Annotated in this window: 15 protein-coding genes; 7 read left to right on the top strand and 8 right to left on the bottom strand. The window is 68.8% G+C overall.

All coding sequences use genetic code 11. From position 1 onward, the window contains the following. Positions 1-7 precede the first annotated feature (7 nt). Together hemB and ACVOKU_RS06560 are read left to right on the top strand one after the other, a co-directional pair. The gene (gene hemB, locus ACVOKU_RS06565) at positions 8-997 is read left to right on the top strand and encodes a porphobilinogen synthase (RefSeq protein WP_053517964.1); all 990 of its coding nucleotides are present in this window, start codon (positions 8-10) and stop codon (positions 995-997) included. A gap of 33 nt (positions 998-1030) precedes the next feature. Continuing rightward, positions 1031-1300, top strand: a complete 270-nt coding sequence (locus ACVOKU_RS06560; RefSeq protein WP_053517966.1) for a hypothetical protein — start codon at positions 1031-1033, stop codon at positions 1298-1300. 21 nt (positions 1301-1321) lie between these two features. Here the strand turns inward: ACVOKU_RS06560 and ACVOKU_RS06555 are convergent, their stop codons facing one another. Further along, on the bottom strand, positions 1322-2185 hold the full coding sequence (locus tag ACVOKU_RS06555; protein WP_481559503.1) for a TolB family protein: 864 nt from the start codon (positions 2183-2185) through the stop codon (positions 1322-1324). A 48-nt stretch (positions 2186-2233) separates the two neighbouring features. Between ACVOKU_RS06555 and aroE the strand changes: the two genes are divergently transcribed. The 3 genes from aroE to dinG all read left to right on the top strand — a co-directional run bounded on the left by aroE (position 2234) and on the right by dinG (position 5757). Next, the gene (gene aroE, locus ACVOKU_RS06550; RefSeq protein ID WP_481559438.1) at positions 2234-3079 is read left to right on the top strand and encodes a shikimate dehydrogenase; all 846 of its coding nucleotides are present in this window, start codon (positions 2234-2236) and stop codon (positions 3077-3079) included. Positions 3080-3082: 3 nt separating this feature from the next. After that, positions 3083-3439, top strand: a complete 357-nt coding sequence (locus ACVOKU_RS06545; RefSeq protein WP_065181457.1) for a hypothetical protein — start codon at positions 3083-3085, stop codon at positions 3437-3439. 215 nt (positions 3440-3654) lie between these two features. After that, positions 3655-5757 carry an ATP-dependent DNA helicase DinG gene (gene dinG / locus ACVOKU_RS06540; protein WP_481559437.1) on the top strand — a complete coding sequence of 701 codons (2103 nt, stop codon included), beginning with the start codon at positions 3655-3657 and terminating at the stop codon, positions 5755-5757. 107 nt (positions 5758-5864) lie between these two features. Here dinG and ilvD read toward each other — a convergent pair whose 3' ends face one another. Then, positions 5865-7703, bottom strand: coding sequence for a dihydroxy-acid dehydratase (gene ilvD, locus ACVOKU_RS06535; RefSeq protein ID WP_481559436.1), 1839 nt, complete (start codon positions 7701-7703; stop codon positions 5865-5867). A 234-nt stretch (positions 7704-7937) separates the two neighbouring features. Here ilvD and ACVOKU_RS06530 point away from each other — a divergent pair, with 234 nt between their 5' ends. Together ACVOKU_RS06530 and ACVOKU_RS06525 are read left to right on the top strand one after the other, a co-directional pair. After that, on the top strand, positions 7938-8510 hold the full coding sequence (locus tag ACVOKU_RS06530) for a DUF1190 domain-containing protein (protein WP_111187209.1): 573 nt from the start codon (positions 7938-7940) through the stop codon (positions 8508-8510). Between the two features lie 7 nt (positions 8511-8517). Further along, a complete protein-coding gene (locus ACVOKU_RS06525) occupies positions 8518-9696 on the top strand; it encodes a glutathionylspermidine synthase family protein (protein ID WP_481559435.1) in 1179 nt (392 codons plus the stop codon). Between the two features lie 94 nt (positions 9697-9790). On the opposite strand, the gene ACVOKU_RS06520 is transcribed toward ACVOKU_RS06525, so the two are convergent. Genes ACVOKU_RS06520 through ACVOKU_RS06495 form a run of 6 tightly spaced genes read right to left on the bottom strand, consistent with a single transcriptional unit; the run spans position 9791 to position 16507 of the window. Further along, on the bottom strand, positions 9791-11089 hold the full coding sequence (locus tag ACVOKU_RS06520; protein ID WP_065174310.1) for a DUF58 domain-containing protein: 1299 nt from the start codon (positions 11087-11089) through the stop codon (positions 9791-9793). Then, a complete protein-coding gene (locus ACVOKU_RS06515; RefSeq protein WP_053517976.1) occupies positions 11086-12072 on the bottom strand; it encodes an AAA family ATPase in 987 nt (328 codons plus the stop codon). Before ACVOKU_RS06515 ends, ACVOKU_RS06520 begins: the two co-directional genes overlap by 4 nt. After that, positions 12069-13253 carry a DUF4350 domain-containing protein gene (locus ACVOKU_RS06510; RefSeq protein WP_481559434.1) on the bottom strand — a complete coding sequence of 395 codons (1185 nt, stop codon included), beginning with the start codon at positions 13251-13253 and terminating at the stop codon, positions 12069-12071. The genes ACVOKU_RS06515 and ACVOKU_RS06510 overlap by 4 nt, the downstream gene beginning before the upstream one ends. Further along, complete coding sequence (locus tag ACVOKU_RS06505; RefSeq protein ID WP_481559433.1) at positions 13250-14839, bottom strand: DUF4129 domain-containing protein; 1590 nt, start codon at positions 14837-14839, stop codon at positions 13250-13252. The genes ACVOKU_RS06510 and ACVOKU_RS06505 overlap by 4 nt, the downstream gene beginning before the upstream one ends. After that, positions 14829-15821: a stage II sporulation protein M gene (locus tag ACVOKU_RS06500; protein WP_053517980.1), complete on the bottom strand. Its 993-nt coding sequence runs from the start codon at positions 15819-15821 to the stop codon at positions 14829-14831. Before ACVOKU_RS06500 ends, ACVOKU_RS06505 begins: the two co-directional genes overlap by 11 nt. Next, positions 15818-16507: an RDD family protein gene (locus ACVOKU_RS06495; protein ID WP_053517981.1), complete on the bottom strand. Its 690-nt coding sequence runs from the start codon at positions 16505-16507 to the stop codon at positions 15818-15820. The genes ACVOKU_RS06500 and ACVOKU_RS06495 overlap by 4 nt, the downstream gene beginning before the upstream one ends. Between the last annotated feature and the right edge of the window lie 75 nt (positions 16508-16582).

The raw sequence follows: 16582 nt of genomic DNA, 5'->3' as shown, positions 1-16582 counted from the left end.
GCCTGCCATGCCTCATCCCCACTACCGCCCGCGGCGCATGCGCCATGACGAGTTCTCACGCCGCCTCATGCGCGAGAACACGCTGACCACCGACGATCTGATCTATCCGGTGTTCGTGCACGAACCGGCCGGCCGCACCGCTGTGCCGTCGATGCCCGGTGTGGAGCGGTTGTCCATCGAGGAACTGCTGAAAGTGGCCGAAGAGGCGCTGGAGCTGGGCATCCCGGTGATCGATCTGTTCCCGGTGATCGACGCCTCGCAGAAGTCGCTGGATGCCTCGGCGGCATGGGCGGAAGACGGGCTGGCGCAGCGTGCGATCCGCGCCCTGAAGTCGCGCTTCCCGGAGCTGGGCGTGATGACCGATGTGGCGCTGGACCCCTATACCACCCACGGCCAGGACGGCATCATCGATGACAAGGGCTACGTGCTCAACGACATCACGGTCGAAGCGCTGGTCAAGCAGTCGTTGTCGCATGCCGAAGCCGGCGCGGACATCGTCTCGCCGTCGGACATGATGGATGGCCGCATCGGCGCGATCCGCCGTGCGCTCGATGCCGACCATCACCTCAATGTGCGCATCATGGCCTACTCGGCCAAGTACGCCTCGGCCTTCTACGGCCCGTTCCGCGACGCGGTGGGCAGCGCGGCCAGCCTCGGCAAGGCGGACAAGAAGACCTATCAGATGGACCCGGCCAACGGTGACGAGGCGATGCGCGAGATCGCGCTGGACCTGGAAGAGGGCGCCGACATGGTGATGGTCAAGCCGGGCATGCCGTATCTGGATCTGGTGCGTCGGGTGAAGGAACAGTTCGGCGTGCCCACCTTCGCCTACCAGGTCAGTGGCGAGTACGCGATGATGAAAGCGGCGTTCGCCAATGGCTGGCTGGACGAGCGCGCCTGCGTGATGGAGTCGCTGCTTGGTTTCAAGCGCGCCGGCGCCGATGGCGTGCTGACCTATTTTGCGCCACAGGTGGCGCGCTGGCTGCGCGAGCGCTGACAATAGCGCCATCGATGGAGGGAGGAACGGCTGATGGGACCCGAACTGGGATGGATGCAATGGCTGATCTGGGGCGTCGGCACGCTGGTGTTCGGTGCCGTCATCGTCGGCGTGTTCATCGCAGCCTGGCGGGCGAGCAAACGCCCTCCCGAGCAGCTCTCCGCCGCCCGTCGGATCGCCCGTGAACAGTCCCTGCCGGACAGCGTGCAGGCCGAACTGGCCGCGCTCAACCAGCGCAAGGACAGGGGCCAGCTGAGCGAGGCGGACTACGAACAGCAGCGCGCCAAGGTGCTGTCGCGCTGATTGCGGTGCCCGGGCCGGGATCTACCGCATGCACCCGGCCACGGCAGGCACTTTCGGTATCGCCAACCGGTAGAGATCCACGCCCCCGGCACGCGGCGCCTTCGCCGCACTGCTGGCGACCAGCATTTCCCCCGGCTTGGCGTTGTCGATCACCGGCGCACCGGTCCAGCCGCCTGCCTGGTTGAAGGACAGCCCCAGCGGCTGCAGCGCCACGCCGCTCCAGGCGCACCCGCTGCTCCATACCTGCGCGCTCGTGCCGCTGCCACGACTGAACACCACGGCGCCATCGTTGCCCAGCCAGTCAGCGTCAGTCTCGTCATCGGCGCTGTTCAATGCCGCCAACGCGGTGGCCGGACCCCGCGCGCCCTCGGCATCCAGGGTGGCCACGAACAGATCCCAACCGGCGCCACGGCCCTGCTGGCGCGCGAACAGCAGCCGCCGGCCATCCATGCTCAGCGCTGGACCGCGCTCTTCGTACCGCCCACGCTCGCCGCGCAGGGCCTGTGCGTTGCCAAGCTGGCCATCGCGGGTCACGGCGGCACGGTACAGCGCCAGCTGGCCTTCGGTGCCCGCCGCGAACAGCAGCCAGCGGCCATCGCGGCTGAAGTAGGGATCCCGGGCCTCACCGCTGACGTCGACCGCCAGGGCCTGTGCCTGCTGCCAGCGGCCATCGATCAGGCGGGCCTGCCACAGGCCCCAGCCGCCCTCGCCGCGGCGGGCGAAAACGATGCGCTGGCCGTCGGCACTGATCGTGCCGCGAGCCTCGTCGGCACGGGTCGAGACCACGCCCATGCCTTCGATGCCGTACTCGTTCAACGCCATCGCCACGGGGGCAGAGAGTAGACTGGCGGCAAGCACCAGCAGGGTCGGGGTGATGCGCATCATCCGGGTCCGTGCACGAAAGAGCATCAGTCTAGCCAGCTTGAGGAATCCATGACCGACCGTTACGCCGTCTTCGGACACCCCGTCGCCCACTCGAAGTCGCCGCAGATCCACGCGACGTTCGGTCGCCAGGAAGGCATCGCCATCGATTACCGCACGATCGACCTTGCCCCCGACGCCTTCCTCGTCGGCCTGGAAGCGTTCGCCGCCGAAGGTGGTGTCGGTGCCAACGTCACCCTGCCGCACAAGGAAGCCGCGTTTGCGGTCTGCACCACGCTGACGGCCCGTGCGCGCCGCGCCGGTTCGGTCAACACGCTGCTGCGCAAGGGCGAGCGCTGGCATGGTGACACCACCGACGGCATCGGCCTGGTGCGCGACCTGACCGACCGCCATGGCCTGGACCTGCGTGGCCGCCGGGTGCTGATGATCGGCGCCGGTGGCTCGGCCCGCAGCGTCGCCCCGGCGCTGCTCGATGCCGGCATCACCGAGCTGGTGGTGGTCAACCGTACGCCGGAACGCGCCGATGAACTGATCGATGCGATGGGCGAGCCGGGCCGCGCCATCAGCCGCTACTGGGAAGACCTGCGTGAGCTGGGTGATTTCGAGCTGATCGTCAACGCCACCTCGGCCGGCCGTGACCGCGACGTGGAATTCAAGCTGCCGCTGTCGCTGGTCAACTCGATGACCACCGCGGTCGACCTGAACTACGGCGAGGCGGCCATCGCGTTCCTGGCCTGGGCGCGCGCGGCGCAGTGCCGCAATACCGTCGATGGCCTGGGCATGCTGGTCGAGCAGGCCGCCGAGAGCTTCCTGCAGTGGCACGGTGTGCGCCCGCAGACCGACGAGGTCTACCAGCAGCTGCGGCAGGGCGCCCTGGCGCTGGCCGGTGAGGACTGAGCGATGGACAACATGACCCTGCTGGTGACGGTGCTGAGCATGGTGGGCGTGCGCCTGCCGGTGCTGATCGCGCTGTGCGTGGGCCTGGTGTGGGTGGTGGGCGCGCCGCGCGATGCCACCCGCAGCGGCGCGCTGGCCGGGCTGCTGCTGTTGCTGCTGGCCAGCCTCGGCAGCATGGCAGCGGGCATCCTGCCGATGTGGATGGTCAGCAGTGGTGACTTCAGCGCGGTTTCGAGCATGAGCGCCATCCTGGGCGTACTGCATTTCGCTCTGGCGATGGTGGAAGCGATCGGCATGGTGCTGCTGGTCTGGGCGCTGGTGCGCCTGCTGCGCCAGCGGCCGCCTGTGGTAGGCCGGTAAGGTCGTGCCGGGCATGGCCCGGCGCGACCGTCGATGGTCGGGTAGCGCCGGGCCATGCCCGGCGGAAGCGCCGCATCTGCCCCGGCGCTGTACCGCCATCCAGCCCATGACCGCCAAGGGCCGACGCCGCTGACCCTGTTCAGCGCACGCGCCTCGGTCCCGGCCACCGGCCATGCGACAATGACCGGCCTGATCCAGCCACGGTAGTTCCCGGCGTGACCGAAACCGTCGCCGCTCCGCGCACGCTCGATGAGCCCTTGAAGGACGCGATCCGCAAGGCTTATACGACGCTGCAGGCCAACACTCCCGGCTTCTCCACGCGCCGCTCGCAGAGCCAGATGATCGGCGTGGTGTCGCGCGCGTTGTCGAAAAGCGGTGGCGTGGGCGTGGTCGAGGCACCCACCGGCGTCGGCAAGAGCCTGGGCTACCTGACCGCCGGCGTGCCGATCGCGCTGGCCAGCAAGAAGAAGCTGGTGATCAGTACCGGTACCGTGGCGCTGCAGTCGCAGCTGGTCGAGCGCGACATCCCGAACTTCCTCAAGGCGACCGGACTGGAAGCGACCGTGGCGCTGGCCAAGGGCCGCACCCGCTACCTGTGCACGCGCAATGCCGCCGAGGCCCAGGGCGAGGGCTCGCAGGGCGGCATGTTCGAGGATGACGCGCCCCTGTTCGACCGGCCGCTGGCGCCGATCGAAATGGATATCGCCAAGCGCCTGACCGACGCCTTCACCCGTGGCAGTTGGGATGGCGACATTGACAACGCACCGGAGACCATCAGCCCCGGCCTGCGCAGCCGCATCACCACGCCAGCCTCGGGCTGCGCCGGGCGCCGCTGTGCGTATTCGGCGCAGTGCGCGGTGCTGCGCTCGCGCAACACCGTGCGTGATGCGCAGATCGTGGTGACCAATCACGCGCTGCTGCTGTCGGCGCTGTCGATCGGCGACAGTGACAATGGCCAGCCGTTGATCGCCGCGCCCTCGGAGATGCTGCTGGTGCTGGACGAGGGCCATCACATCGGCAACGTCGCCATCGACCAGGGCGCGGCCAGCCTGGCGCTGGACGAGATGGCCAAACGCACCGGCCGCCTGCAGATCCTGATTGCCGGCGCGTATCGCGCGGTCGACAAGGACCGCCTCGGCAACCTGCTGCCGAACGAAGCCATCGACGTCGCCAGCAACGTGTCCAAGCAGCTGCGTGCATTCCGCGACCATGTCGAAGCGGTGTGGATGCCAGCGCCGGCCGACGAGGAACCGATGTGGCGCGCGGCCAACGGTCGCCTGCCGGAAGCGTGGCGCGAGCCGATCGAAGCGCTGGCCGACGATACCCGCAGCCTCTACAACTGGGCGCATGCCGCCACCGCGCAGGTGGCCAAGGGCAAGCCGGACGACCCGGCGCGTGAGCGCCTGCAGCGCAACCTCGGCATGGCGCTGGAGATGATCGAGCAGCAGTACAACCTCTGGCAGGCCTGGCGCCGCGAGGACAAGGACGGTGCGCCGCCGATGGCGCGCTGGGTCACCGCCACCCGCGACGGCGATCTGGTCCTGCATGGCTCACCGGTATCGGCCGCGCATGTGCTGCGCAAGCTGCTGTGGGACGAGGTGGATTCGGTGGTGATGACCTCGGCGACGCTGACCGGCGGTGGCGATTTCCAGTCGCTGGCGATCGACAATGGCATTCCCGAGGAAGCCGAGATGGTTTCGCTGTCCTCGCCGTTCGACCTGCCGAACCAGGCCGAGCTGATCGTGCCTAAGTTCCCGGTCACGCCCGACGACCGCGAAGGCCATCCCCGCGAGGTGGCGCGCTACCTCGACACGGAGCTGGACTGGGCCAAGGGCTCGATGGTGCTGTTCACCTCGCGCTGGAAGATGGAGAAGGTCGCCGGACTGATGCCTGCCGCGCGCCGCAAGCAGGTGCTGGTACAGGGCGAGATGTCCAAGACCCGGCTGATCGACGAACACCTGCGGCGCGTGGCGGCGGGCGAGGGCTCGGTGCTGTTCGGGCTGAACTCGTTCGGCGAGGGCCTCGACCTGCCCGGTGAAGCCTGCACCACGGTGGTGATCACCCAGGTACCGTTCGCGGTGCCGACCGATCCGCAGACCGCTACCCTGAGCGAGTGGTTCGAGGCGCGTGGACTCAACGCGTTCAACCTGATCGCCATTCCACACGCGCTGCGCACGCTGACCCAGTTCGCCGGCCGCCTGATCCGCACCTCCACCGATACCGGCCGCGTGGTCATCCTCGATTCGCGGCTGCTGACCCGCCGTTACGGCAAGCGCATCATCGACGCGCTGCCGCCGTTCAAGCGCGTGATCGGCTGACGATCGGAAGGTAGCGCCGGGCCATGCCCGGCGAGCGCGAAGCGCGGCTTGTGTCAGGTGCCATGACCGATAAGATCGGAACGCCGCCGGGTACGGTCCGGCGGCGCCTAATCGCCCAGCAGCGCGGTGTTGCGCACGGCGCCCTTGTCGGCGCTGGTGGCGAGCAGGGCGTAGGCCTTCAACGCGCTGGTGACCTTGCGTGGGCGCGCCTCACGCGGCTTCCATCCCAACGCATCCTGCTCGGCACGGCGCGCATCCAACGTCGCCGCATCCACCAGCAGATCAATCCGCCGCGCCGGAATATCAATGCGGATGCGGTCGCCGTCGCGTACCAGCCCGATCGCACCGCCCGCTGCCGCCTCCGGCGAGGCATGCCCGATCGACAACCCGGACGTACCGCCCGAGAAGCGCCCGTCGGTCAGCAGTGCACACTGCTTCCCCAGTCCCTTCGATTTCAGGTAGCTGGTGGGGTAGAGCATTTCCTGCATGCCGGGGCCGCCTTTCGGGCCTTCGTAGCGGATGACCACCACGTCGCCCGCCTTCACTTCGTCGGCGAGGATGCCGGCCACGGCCGCGTCCTGGCTCTCGAACACGCGCGCGCTGCCTTCGAACACGTGGATGGATTCATCCACGCCTGCGGTCTTCACCACGCAACCGTCTTCGGCCAGATTGCCGCGCAGCACGGCCAGTCCGCCTTCTGTCGAGTAGGCATGCGCGACGCTGCGGATGCAGCCTTCGGCGCGGTCCACGTCCAGCGTGGGCCAGCGCGTGGCCTGGCTGAACGCCACCTGGGTGGGGATGCCGGCCGGGCCGGCACGGAAGAAGTCGTGCACGCTTGATTCGCTGCTAACCGCCACATCCCAGCGCTCGAGAGCATCGGCCAGGGTGCGGCTGTGCACGGTCGGCACGGTGGTATCCAACAGGCCGCCGCGCGCCAGCTCGCCCAGGATGCCGTACACGCCACCCGCGCGGTGCACGTCTTCCATGTGGTACCTGGGCGTGTTCGGCGCCACCTTGCACAGCTGCGGCACGCGCCGTGACAGCGCATCGATGTGGGTCAGGTCGAAGTCCACTTCGGCTTCCTGCGCGGCGGCCAGCAGGTGCAGGATGGTATTGGTCGATCCGCCCATGGCGATGTCCAGGGTCATCGCATTGGCGAACGCGGCCTGCGTGGCGATGCCCCGCGGCAGCGCGCTTTCTTCCTCGCCGCCGTACCAGCGGTGGCACAGTTCGACGATCAGGCGGCCCGCGCGCAGGAACAGCTGTTCGCGGTCGGCATGGGTGGCCAGGGTCGAGCCGTTGCCGGGCAGCGACAGGCCCAGCGCTTCGGTCAGGCAGTTCATCGAGTTGGCGGTGAACATGCCCGAGCACGAGCCACAGGTCGGGCAGGCGCTGCGCTCGAACTCGGCCACCTTTTCATCGCTGGCGCTCTCGTCGGCGGCGATGACCATCGCATCGACCAGATCCAGCTTGTGCTCGGACAGCCGGGTCTTGCCTGCTTCCATCGGCCCGCCGGACACGAACACCACCGGGATGTTCAGGCGCAGTGCGGCCATCAGCATGCCAGGGGTGATCTTGTCGCAGTTGGAAATGCACACCAGCGCATCGGCGCAGTGCGCGTTGACCATGTACTCGACCGAGTCGGCGATGATCTCGCGGCTGGGCAGTGAATACAGCATGCCGTCGTGGCCCATCGCGATACCGTCGTCCACGGCGATCGTGTTGAACTCCTTGGCGACGCCGCCGACCTTCTCGATCTCGCGCGCGACCAGCTGGCCGAGGTCCTTCAGGTGCACGTGGCCCGGTACGAACTGGGTGAACGAGTTGGCGATGGCGATGATCGGCTTGTGGAAATCGCCGTCCTTCATGCCGGTGGCACGCCACAGGGCGCGGGCGCCGGCCATGTTGCGGCCGGCGGTGGAGGTGCGGGAGCGGTATTCGGGCATGGCTGGCGGAACGGGCGGGCCGTACGACATGGGGTGTCGGACGATCATCGCCAATTTTTTCGGTTGCTGCTGCAACCACCGCTCGTCTGCGCGGCGCCGCCGGGCGATGCGGCGATGGCGGATCGGGCCTGACGAAAATGAAACGCCGTTCATCTTTCGGACTTTGCCGATTCCGGTTGTTGGCCCGGATCGGGCATCATTGGGGTATTGATCCGCTGCTTGAGGCATGAGGCCATGAAACGTTCCCGCACCACCGCGCTGCTGCTGATGAGCGCTGCACCGCTGCTGTTCACCGCCTGCCAGAAGGAGCCGGAGGTGAAGGTGCAGGAAGGCCTGTTCACTTCGGTCGAGGCCTGCACCGAGGCCACCGGTGATCCGTCGTCGTGCCGCAACGCGTTCGCCGAGGCGCAGAAGCAGGCCGCCGACGCTGCGCCGAAGTACGCCACCAAGGAAGCCTGCGAGCAGGACTACAAGCCCGAGCAGTGCGTGCAGCAGCACACGTCGGCAGGTACCTCGTTCATCGGCCCGATGATGATGGGCTTCTTCATGTCCCAGATGCTGAGCAACCGCGGTGGTCTGGCCCCGCAGGCGCCGGCGTCGGCACCGGCCTACCAGGACAAGAATGCGGGTTGGGCGCGTTCGGCCCCGGGCGGTACGGGGGGCCTGAACACCGCCAGCGGCATCGGCGCCGGCAAGGCGGGCCTGGCACCGGTCACCACCGAGCCGAACCGTGCCGTCACCGCCAGCCGGGGTGGCTTCGGCAACACCAGCGCGCGTCGCAGCACCAGCGGCAGCTACGGCGGCTGATCGACCCATGCAGCGTATCCGTATCGCCGAGCGCGCCCACTGGCGGGCGCGCGCGGAGGAAGCCGGTTTCCGCTTCCACACCATCGACGGCCAGCCGTACTGGGATGAAAGCGCGTATTACGCCTTCACCCTGCGCCAGATCGAACAGGACATCGAAGATCCCAGCGCCGAACTGCACCAGATGGCGCTCGACCTTGTCGGCGACGTGGTGGCCAGCGAGCGGCTGATGGACCAGCTGGCGATTCCCGCGCATTACCGCGACTGGATCGCCGACAGCTGGCGCCAGCGCCAGCCGCATCTGTACGGCCGGCTCGATCTGGCCTATGACGGTACCGGTCCGGCCAAGCTGTACGAGCTGAACTACGACACGCCGACCTCGCTGTTCGAGGCCAGTTTCTTCCAGTGGCAGTGGCTGGAGGACCAGCGCAACGCCGGCCGCCTGCCGCAGCATGCCGACCAGTTCAACGCCATCCATGAGGCACTGGTCGAACGTTTCGGCGAACTCGCCGGCCGCCTGCCGCCACCGCTGTACTTCAGCGCCGTGGGCAGTTCGGAAGAGGACCGCGGCACGGTGGAATACCTGCGCGACTGTGCTTCGCAGGCAGGCCTGCACGGGCAGGGCATCGCCATCGAAGACATCGGCCTGTCCGCGGACGGCCGCTTCACCGCGCTGGACGATTCGGTGATCGGCACGCTGTTCAAGCTGTACCCGCTGGAAGACCTGATGGCCGAGGAGTTTGGCCGCGCGCTGCCCGGCTCGGGCGTGCAGCTGCTGGAACCGGCATGGAAGGCGGTGCTGAGCAACAAGGGCATCCTGCCATTGCTGTGGCAGCGCAATGTCGGCCACCCGAGCCTGCTGGAGGCCCACTTCGACGACGGCAGCGCGCTGGCCACCGGCTGGGTGCGCAAGCCGCTGTTCTCGCGCGAGGGCGCCAACATCGAAATGCACCTCGCTGATGGCAGCACCCAGCGCAGCGACGGCCCCTACGATGGACCGGCGATCATCCAGCGCGCGCATCCGCTGACCCGCTTCGAAGGCGGTTATCCGCTGATCGGCAGCTGGGTGGTCGGTGACCACGCCTGCGGCATCGGCATCCGCGAGGACGACAGCGCGATCACCCGCGACAGCGCGCGCTTCGTACCGCACGCGATCGTCGACGAGGCGCCGACGCGGATCTATGTCTGAGTACCGTTCGCACCCGCGCACATAGTGGAGGGTAGCGCCGGACCATGCCCGGCGGGTGCGGTGATCCGCCGGGCATGGCCCGCGTTGTTACCGATCAGAGCAGGCCTTCGCGCTTCACGGCCAGGTAGCGTTCCACCAGCGCGGCCGGCAGGGCATCGGCGGTCACGTCCAGAACCATCACCTTCTCGCTGCGCAGTGCCTCGTGCGCCTTCGCGCGCTGCTGCAGGTACAGCGCCGCGGCGCCGGCCTGCGCGGCGTCCTCCAGCGTATGCACCTCGCCTTCCAGCGCGCCGTCCAGCTCGTGCTCGCGTAGGCTGGCCACGCACACCAGGTGGCGGCGCTGCAGCAGGCGCACCGCGGCCAGGAGGTCCTCGATGTCTTCGTCGCGCACGTTGCTGACCAGCATCACCAGCGCACGGCGTCGCTGGCGCAGGGATACTTCGGTGGCGGCGGCCAGGTAATCGGTGGCTACCGGCTGCGGCTGCAGGTCGTAGCTGGCGCGCAGCAGATGCTCGACCGTGCCCATGCCGCGCTGTGGCTGCACCCACCGACGCTCGCCGCCGACGGCGAACAGGCCAGCCGCATCGCCCTGCCGCAACGCCAGGTAGGCGACCACCAGCGAGGCGTTCAAGGCATGGTCGAAGTGCGAGAGTCCGCCTTCGCTGGCCAGCATGCGGCGGCCACTGTCGAGCATCAGCAGCAACTGCTGGTTCTTCTCGTCCTGGTACTCGCGGGAGATCAGCTTGCGTGCGCGGGCGGTGGCCTTCCAGTCGAGCTGGCGCAGGCTGTCGCCGACGCGGTACTCGCGCATCTGGTGGAAGTCAGTGCCCTCACCACGCCGGCGCTTCACGTGGGCGCCCACCAGGCGTGAGGCCTGATCGGCGCTGAACAGCGCGAAGCGGGTCAGCGGCACGAAGTTCGGATAGACGCGGACGTCCAGCAGAGGGGGCAGGGTGCGCTGCTGCCACCACAGGCGCCATGGCGAGCGGATGCGCAGCTGCACGCCCTCGAAACGGAAGCGTCCGCGCTGCTGCGGCTGCAGGGTGTAGTGCAGCGCGCAGGCATGCCCGGGACGCAGCTGCACGCGCTGGGGCAGCGACTCCAGTGGCCAGCCACCCGGCACCAGATCGAATACCTGCACCCGCATCGGCTCTGTGGTCTGCAGGCGCAGGCCCACCTCGCGGCGCACGCCCAGGGCCAGCGCTTCGGGCAGCTCGCGCTGCACCTGTGGCGACGGTCGCCGGGCCTGCCGCCACAGGTCCAGCAACGCCAGCGTACCGATCACCGTGGCGACCAGTGCCCAGCTCCAGCGCGGCAATGCGCCGGCCAGCACCACGCCTCCCAGCGCAGCCCAGGCCAGCAGTAGGACCAGCAGCAGCGGCGCAGGCCTCATCGGCGCGGTGCTTCCACCTTGGCCAGCAGCGCACCCAGCACATCGTCGGCGTCCTGGCCTTCGATCTGCAGTTCCGGTGCCAGCGCGATGCGGTGGCGCAGCGCCGGACGCGCGATGTCGCGCACGTCATCGGGGGTGACGAAGTCACGACCGGCCAGCACGGCCTGCGCGCGCGCAGCACGCACCAGTGCGATGCTGCCGCGCGGTCCAGCGCCCACGGCGATGCCGGGCCATTGCCGGGTGGCGGCGACGATGCGCACGGCGTAGTCGATCACTTCGTCATCGACGGTGATCGCGGCCGTGGCCTGCTGCAGCTGCAGCAGTTCTCCGGCGCCCAGTACGCGCGGCACCCGGCTCAGGTCGAAATCGCTGGCGGCGCGGCCACGGGTGATGGCCGTGACCATGCGTTTCTCGTCCTCCAGCTGCGGATAGTCGATCAGCACCTTCAACAGGAAGCGATCCAGCTGCGCTTCCGGCAGCGGGTAGGTGCCTTCCTGTTCCAGCGGGTTCTGCGTGGCCAGGGCCATGAACGGCGGCGCCAGGGTGAAGGCCTTGCCTTCGATGGTCACCTGGCCCTCCTGCATCACTTCCAGCAGTGCGGACTGGGTCTTGGCCGGTGCACGGTTGATCTCGTCGGCCAGCAGCAGGTTGGTGAACACCGGCCCGCGACGGATCTTGAAGCTCTCGCTCTTCGGATCGTAGACGGCGTGGCCGCTGACATCGCTGGGCATCAGATCCGGCGTGAACTGCACGCGGCCATAGTCCAGTTCCAGTGCCTGCGCCAGTGCGCGCACCAGCAGTGTCTTGCCCAGTCCGGGCACGCCTTCGATCAGGACATGGCCGCCAGCCAGAAGGGCAACCAGGATCTGGTCAAGCACGTCGGCCTGGCCGATGAAGGCGTGGCCGACGGCCTGGCGGATGGCGTCGACGCGTTCGATCAGGCGGGCATTGGCGGCCGCCGGACGTTCGGGGACTTCGGTCATAGCAGGGATCTCATCTGGAGCAGCAAGCGGATGCGCTCGCGCAGGGCGGAGGAATCGTGCGGCGGAGGCGGAGTCAGGGCACTGGCAACGCGGCTGCGCGGCCACTGCAGCAGTTCGGCGATGGCCTGTTCGCGTGGCGCGCCTTCCAGCGCAGCAGCGAGTGGCGCGCGCAGGCGCAGGCGATGCAGGAACAGGGCATGCACGGCCTGGTACAGGCGCACGCCCTGGCCGAAGCGCAGCAGCAGTTCGCCGCTGGCGCGCACATGTTCCAGCAGCGAACGGCGCTCGATCACCGGCGATGGCAACAGGCTGCCGAACCGCTGCGAGCGCGCCCACAGCCAGGCCAGCAGCGCCATCAGCAGCGGTAACCACAGCGGCCAGCCCTGGTAGAACAAGCGCACCCACAGTGACGGCGGACGACTGGCATAGACCAGCCACATGGCGCCCTTGCCGTAATTGGGATCGAGCAGGTAGCGGGTCAGATCGCGGTGGGAACGGTCGTGCAGGCCGTCGCTGGCCTGGCCCTTGGCTGCGGCCATCCGCGCGGCTTGCGACTCCACTTCGCTGCGCATGAAATCCATGTCCGCCAGCACGCTCACCCGGCCCTGGCCGTGACGCAGGCGCGCGAACACCAGGTCGTGCCCGCTGCCCCACCGGCGTTCGGTCCGTGCCTCGGCGGCGAAGCCAAGCGTGAAGCGGCGGCCCTGGCAGAATTCCACGTGGCCGGGATCGTCCTGGACATGGAAGGGCTGGCAGTCGCTGCGCTGGTACAGGCTGTCCACGCCGAGTGCATCCAGCAGCGGCCCCTGCGTGCTGCCGGCATCGTCCTCGGCCGGCGGCGGCGTGCGCAGCAGCAGATGGCCACCGCCGTCGACCCACGCCAACAGCGCCCTGGCGGCCGGCGCCGGCAGCTCGCTGCTGTCCTGCAGCAGCACCACCGTGTCCCGCGGCCCCAGCACCATCTGCTGCAGGTCCAGCCGCGGCCGCGCATGCACCTCGATGCCATCGGCGCGCAGCGCCTGCCCGAGTACGTACAGCGGGTTGTAACGGGCCTCGCCCTGCGGCGGCAGCGTGATCGTTTCGGTGACCCGCTCATGGGTACGCATGAACAGGATCGCCAGCGGCACGCCGAGCAGCAGCAGCGTCCCCAGCAACAGTGACCAGAACAGGCGCGGGTTCATGCCTGCCACCCGTACTGCTGGCGCAGGGTCGTGGCCAGCGCATCGAAATCGCCGCGGCTGGGCAGGTGACCACCGTAGGCGGCGTATTGCCACATCCGCACGATGCGCGCGAACAGTTCACGGTCGACGCTGTCGGGCATGCGTCGCGAGGCACGCAGGCACTGCGATTCGGTGGCGCCCGGAGGCAGTGCGATGCCGGCACGCTCGCTGACCGTGCGCACGCTGGCCCGGTACAACAGGGCCAGCGCCTGGCGCGGCCGGCCCTGGTCCCACAGCAGACCAGCCTGGGTCGCCACGTCCGGCGGCAGCACCACCGGCAGCTCGACCTGTTCCTCGACCACATGCGGCGCCGCTGCGGCCCGGCGGCGGCCCGAGCCGCGCAGCCACGGCAGCCACAACCGTGCAGTCAGCACCAGCACCAGAAGGAGGGCACCGAGCAGGCCCCACAGGCCCCATTCGGCCAATCGCGCCAGCCAGGCGATGCTGCTGCTGCGCGACGTGCGTTGGCTCTGGCTGCTGCCGTCACGTTCCAGTTCCTTGCGTGCGTCCTTTTTCTCTTCCGCCTCTTCGATCGCTTTCCACTGCGTGACCTGGCGGGTCGGGCGCTGCAATGGATCCTCGTAGGCGCGGTTCACGGCCTGGCGGAAGCCCGCGGTATCCACCGGGGTGTCGCCGAAGATCATCGCGGGTGTATCGCCGGGGTTGATCTGCGGTGCCCGGCGCGCGTCGCTTTTGCGGTTGCTCGATGCGTCACGGTCCTGCGCGTGCGCCGGCGCGGATGCGAGCGGCAGTGCCAGGCACAGCAGCAGCGCCAACGACGAGGCAACCGGCAGCAGGCGTTCGCGCAGCCGGCGCAGGGCGATCTCCACGTCCCAGGCTTCCATCTGCGTACGTCGATTCAAGTACAGGCCGAACCCGGCACCGACATAGAACGGCCCGATCAGTACGGAGGCCAGCCAGCAGGCCAGATTGAATCCCAGCTTCGCCCAGGCAGGCGTGTCCTTGCCGATCATGTCCCAGGCCGCACGCCAGGAATCGGAGAGCAGCTCGAACGGGATGAACATGAACACCGCACCGATCGCGCCTGCGACCAGTACGGCCTCGAACACCATGCAGGCGACGGTCAGCACCAGCGCTGGACCCGCCGCGCCGGCTGCGACTGCGCGCCGGCGCGGGCCACGCTGTTCGGCGGTGTTGCCCTCCAGCAGGTTGACCGGCAGGCACAGGCTGCGCAGCACGCTGAAGCGACGCCAGCCCAGGTAGCCCCAGAAACCACGGTTGCCCCACTGCCGCTGTGCCCGCAGGGCGGCCAGGGCGGTGACCGGCTCGCCGAACACACCGCGTGACAGCACATACAGCGGCGCGCGTTCGAACACGGGCTTGCACCACCACATCAGCAGCCAGGCCAGGCCGAATGCGTCCAGCCACCAGCCCAGTGCGTTGGCGATCACGAACAGCGGTGCGCTGGCCAGCAGCCAGCTGCCCCACACCGCACGCGCATGCCGGCGGGTCAGCGCGCTGCCCAGCTCCATCGCTTCCCAGCCGCTGCGTGCGCGCAGCACGACGTCCAGGCGATCAATGCGCATCGCCGCCTCCGCGTCCGCCACGCCACAACCACAGCAGCACGCCGGCCCACAGCACCCCGGCCACACTGAACTTGCCCCACGCCGGCACTTCGGCAATGGACGACCAGAACGCCTCCACGAACGCCGCGACCAGCAACATGAAGGCCACGCCCAGGCACAGCCGGGCACCGATGCGGCCACCTTCGACCAGTGCGTCCAGGCGGCTGCGGCGTCCGGGCGCCAGCAGCTTCATGCCCAGCTGAAGACCGGCGCCGCCTGCGATGACGATGGCGGTGAGCTCGAATGCACCGTGGCCGACCACGAAGCGCCAGAAGGGATCACCATGGCCGATGTGCTGCAGGTGGCCGGCCACCGCGCCGATGATGACGCCGTTGAACAACAGCACCAGCAGCGTGCCCAGCCCGGCCAGCAGGCCGCTGGCGAAAGTGCGCAGGGCGATGCTGATGTTGTTCATGATGTAGTGGCCGAACATCATCCAGTCGGTACCGCTGTCGCGGCCCAGGCGTTCGGCAGCCGGGTCGTACATGCGTTCCATTTCGGCGATCTGGCGGTTGTCCATCACCTGGTGGATCAGGTCCGGGTACAGCTGCACCAGCACGAAGCAGCCCACCGCCGGCAGCGCGAACATCGCCAGAGCGGCCCACATGCTGCGTGCCTGGCTGCGCACCAGCAGCGGGAAATCGGCCACCAGGAATTCAAGCGCGCGCCGCCAGCGCGTGGGAGGTGTCCGGTACAGCACGCTGTGGCCCTGCTGCATCAGCTGTTGCAGGCGCTGCACCAGCTGCGGGCTGTAGCCCCGCTCGCGGGCCAGTGCCAGCTGCTGGCACAGCCGCCGGTAACGCTGTGGAAACGCAGTGTCGTCCAGCGTGGTGGCCGCGGGCTGGCGGCGGCGACGGCGGGAGGCGCCGGCACGCAGCAGCAGCCACTGCTCCAGGTCCAGCCATTCCTGCTGATGGCGGGCGACGAACTGTTCCTGCTTCATCGCCGTCCCAGCAACCAGTTGGCCATCGCATACAGGCGCAGCACGCCGACCTGGCCATGGGTGCCGGTCAATGGTTCGGCGATGGCGGCCAGTTCCTGCTGGCGGAGCGGTGCCAGCCGCGGGGCACGCTCGGCGAAGGCCAGCAGTGCAGCCTGCTCCTCCGGCCGAAGCGGCTGCGGCGGCGCCAGCACGCTGTCGATGGTGGCCGGCGGCGGCAGGTACAGCGCTGGCGCGTGCACCACCACGGTGCCGGCGACCAGATCACCCAGGCGGCGGCCATGCGCGTCGAACAGGCTGCTGAGCAGGCCCAGCGCGTAGGCGAACGGCAGCATGTCGACGGTCCGCAGCAGGTTGCGGGTGATCGCCGCCATCCAGCCCACCGGCGCGCCATCACGGGCCAGCACGCGCAGGCCCAGCGCGCGCTTGCCCGGGGTACGGCCCCACAGCGCCTCGCAGACGATCGGATACGCCCAGTACACCAGGAACATCAGGGCCAGGTAGAGGCCGGTGCCGAATTCCTTCAACAGTGCCAGCGGGATCGACAGCGCGGCAAGAATCGCGAAACGAATGGCCAGATCGACCAGCCAGGCCAGCGCACGTGGCACCGGACCGGCGGCCGGCAGCTGCAGCGGCACGCCTTCCGGCGTCACCACCTCGCGGTAGGTGTCGAGCATCGGTGCGGCCATCAGAGCGACGGCCTTCGTTGTGGGCGCTGGAGTCCTCTCCGGCGGGCAACCACAGGCATGGGGGTCTCGACAGTT

Source organism: Stenotrophomonas sp. STEN147, assembly GCF_056757995.1.
Note: the sequence above shows the minus strand (reverse complement) of the source record. Positions and strands in the feature narration are given on the sequence as shown.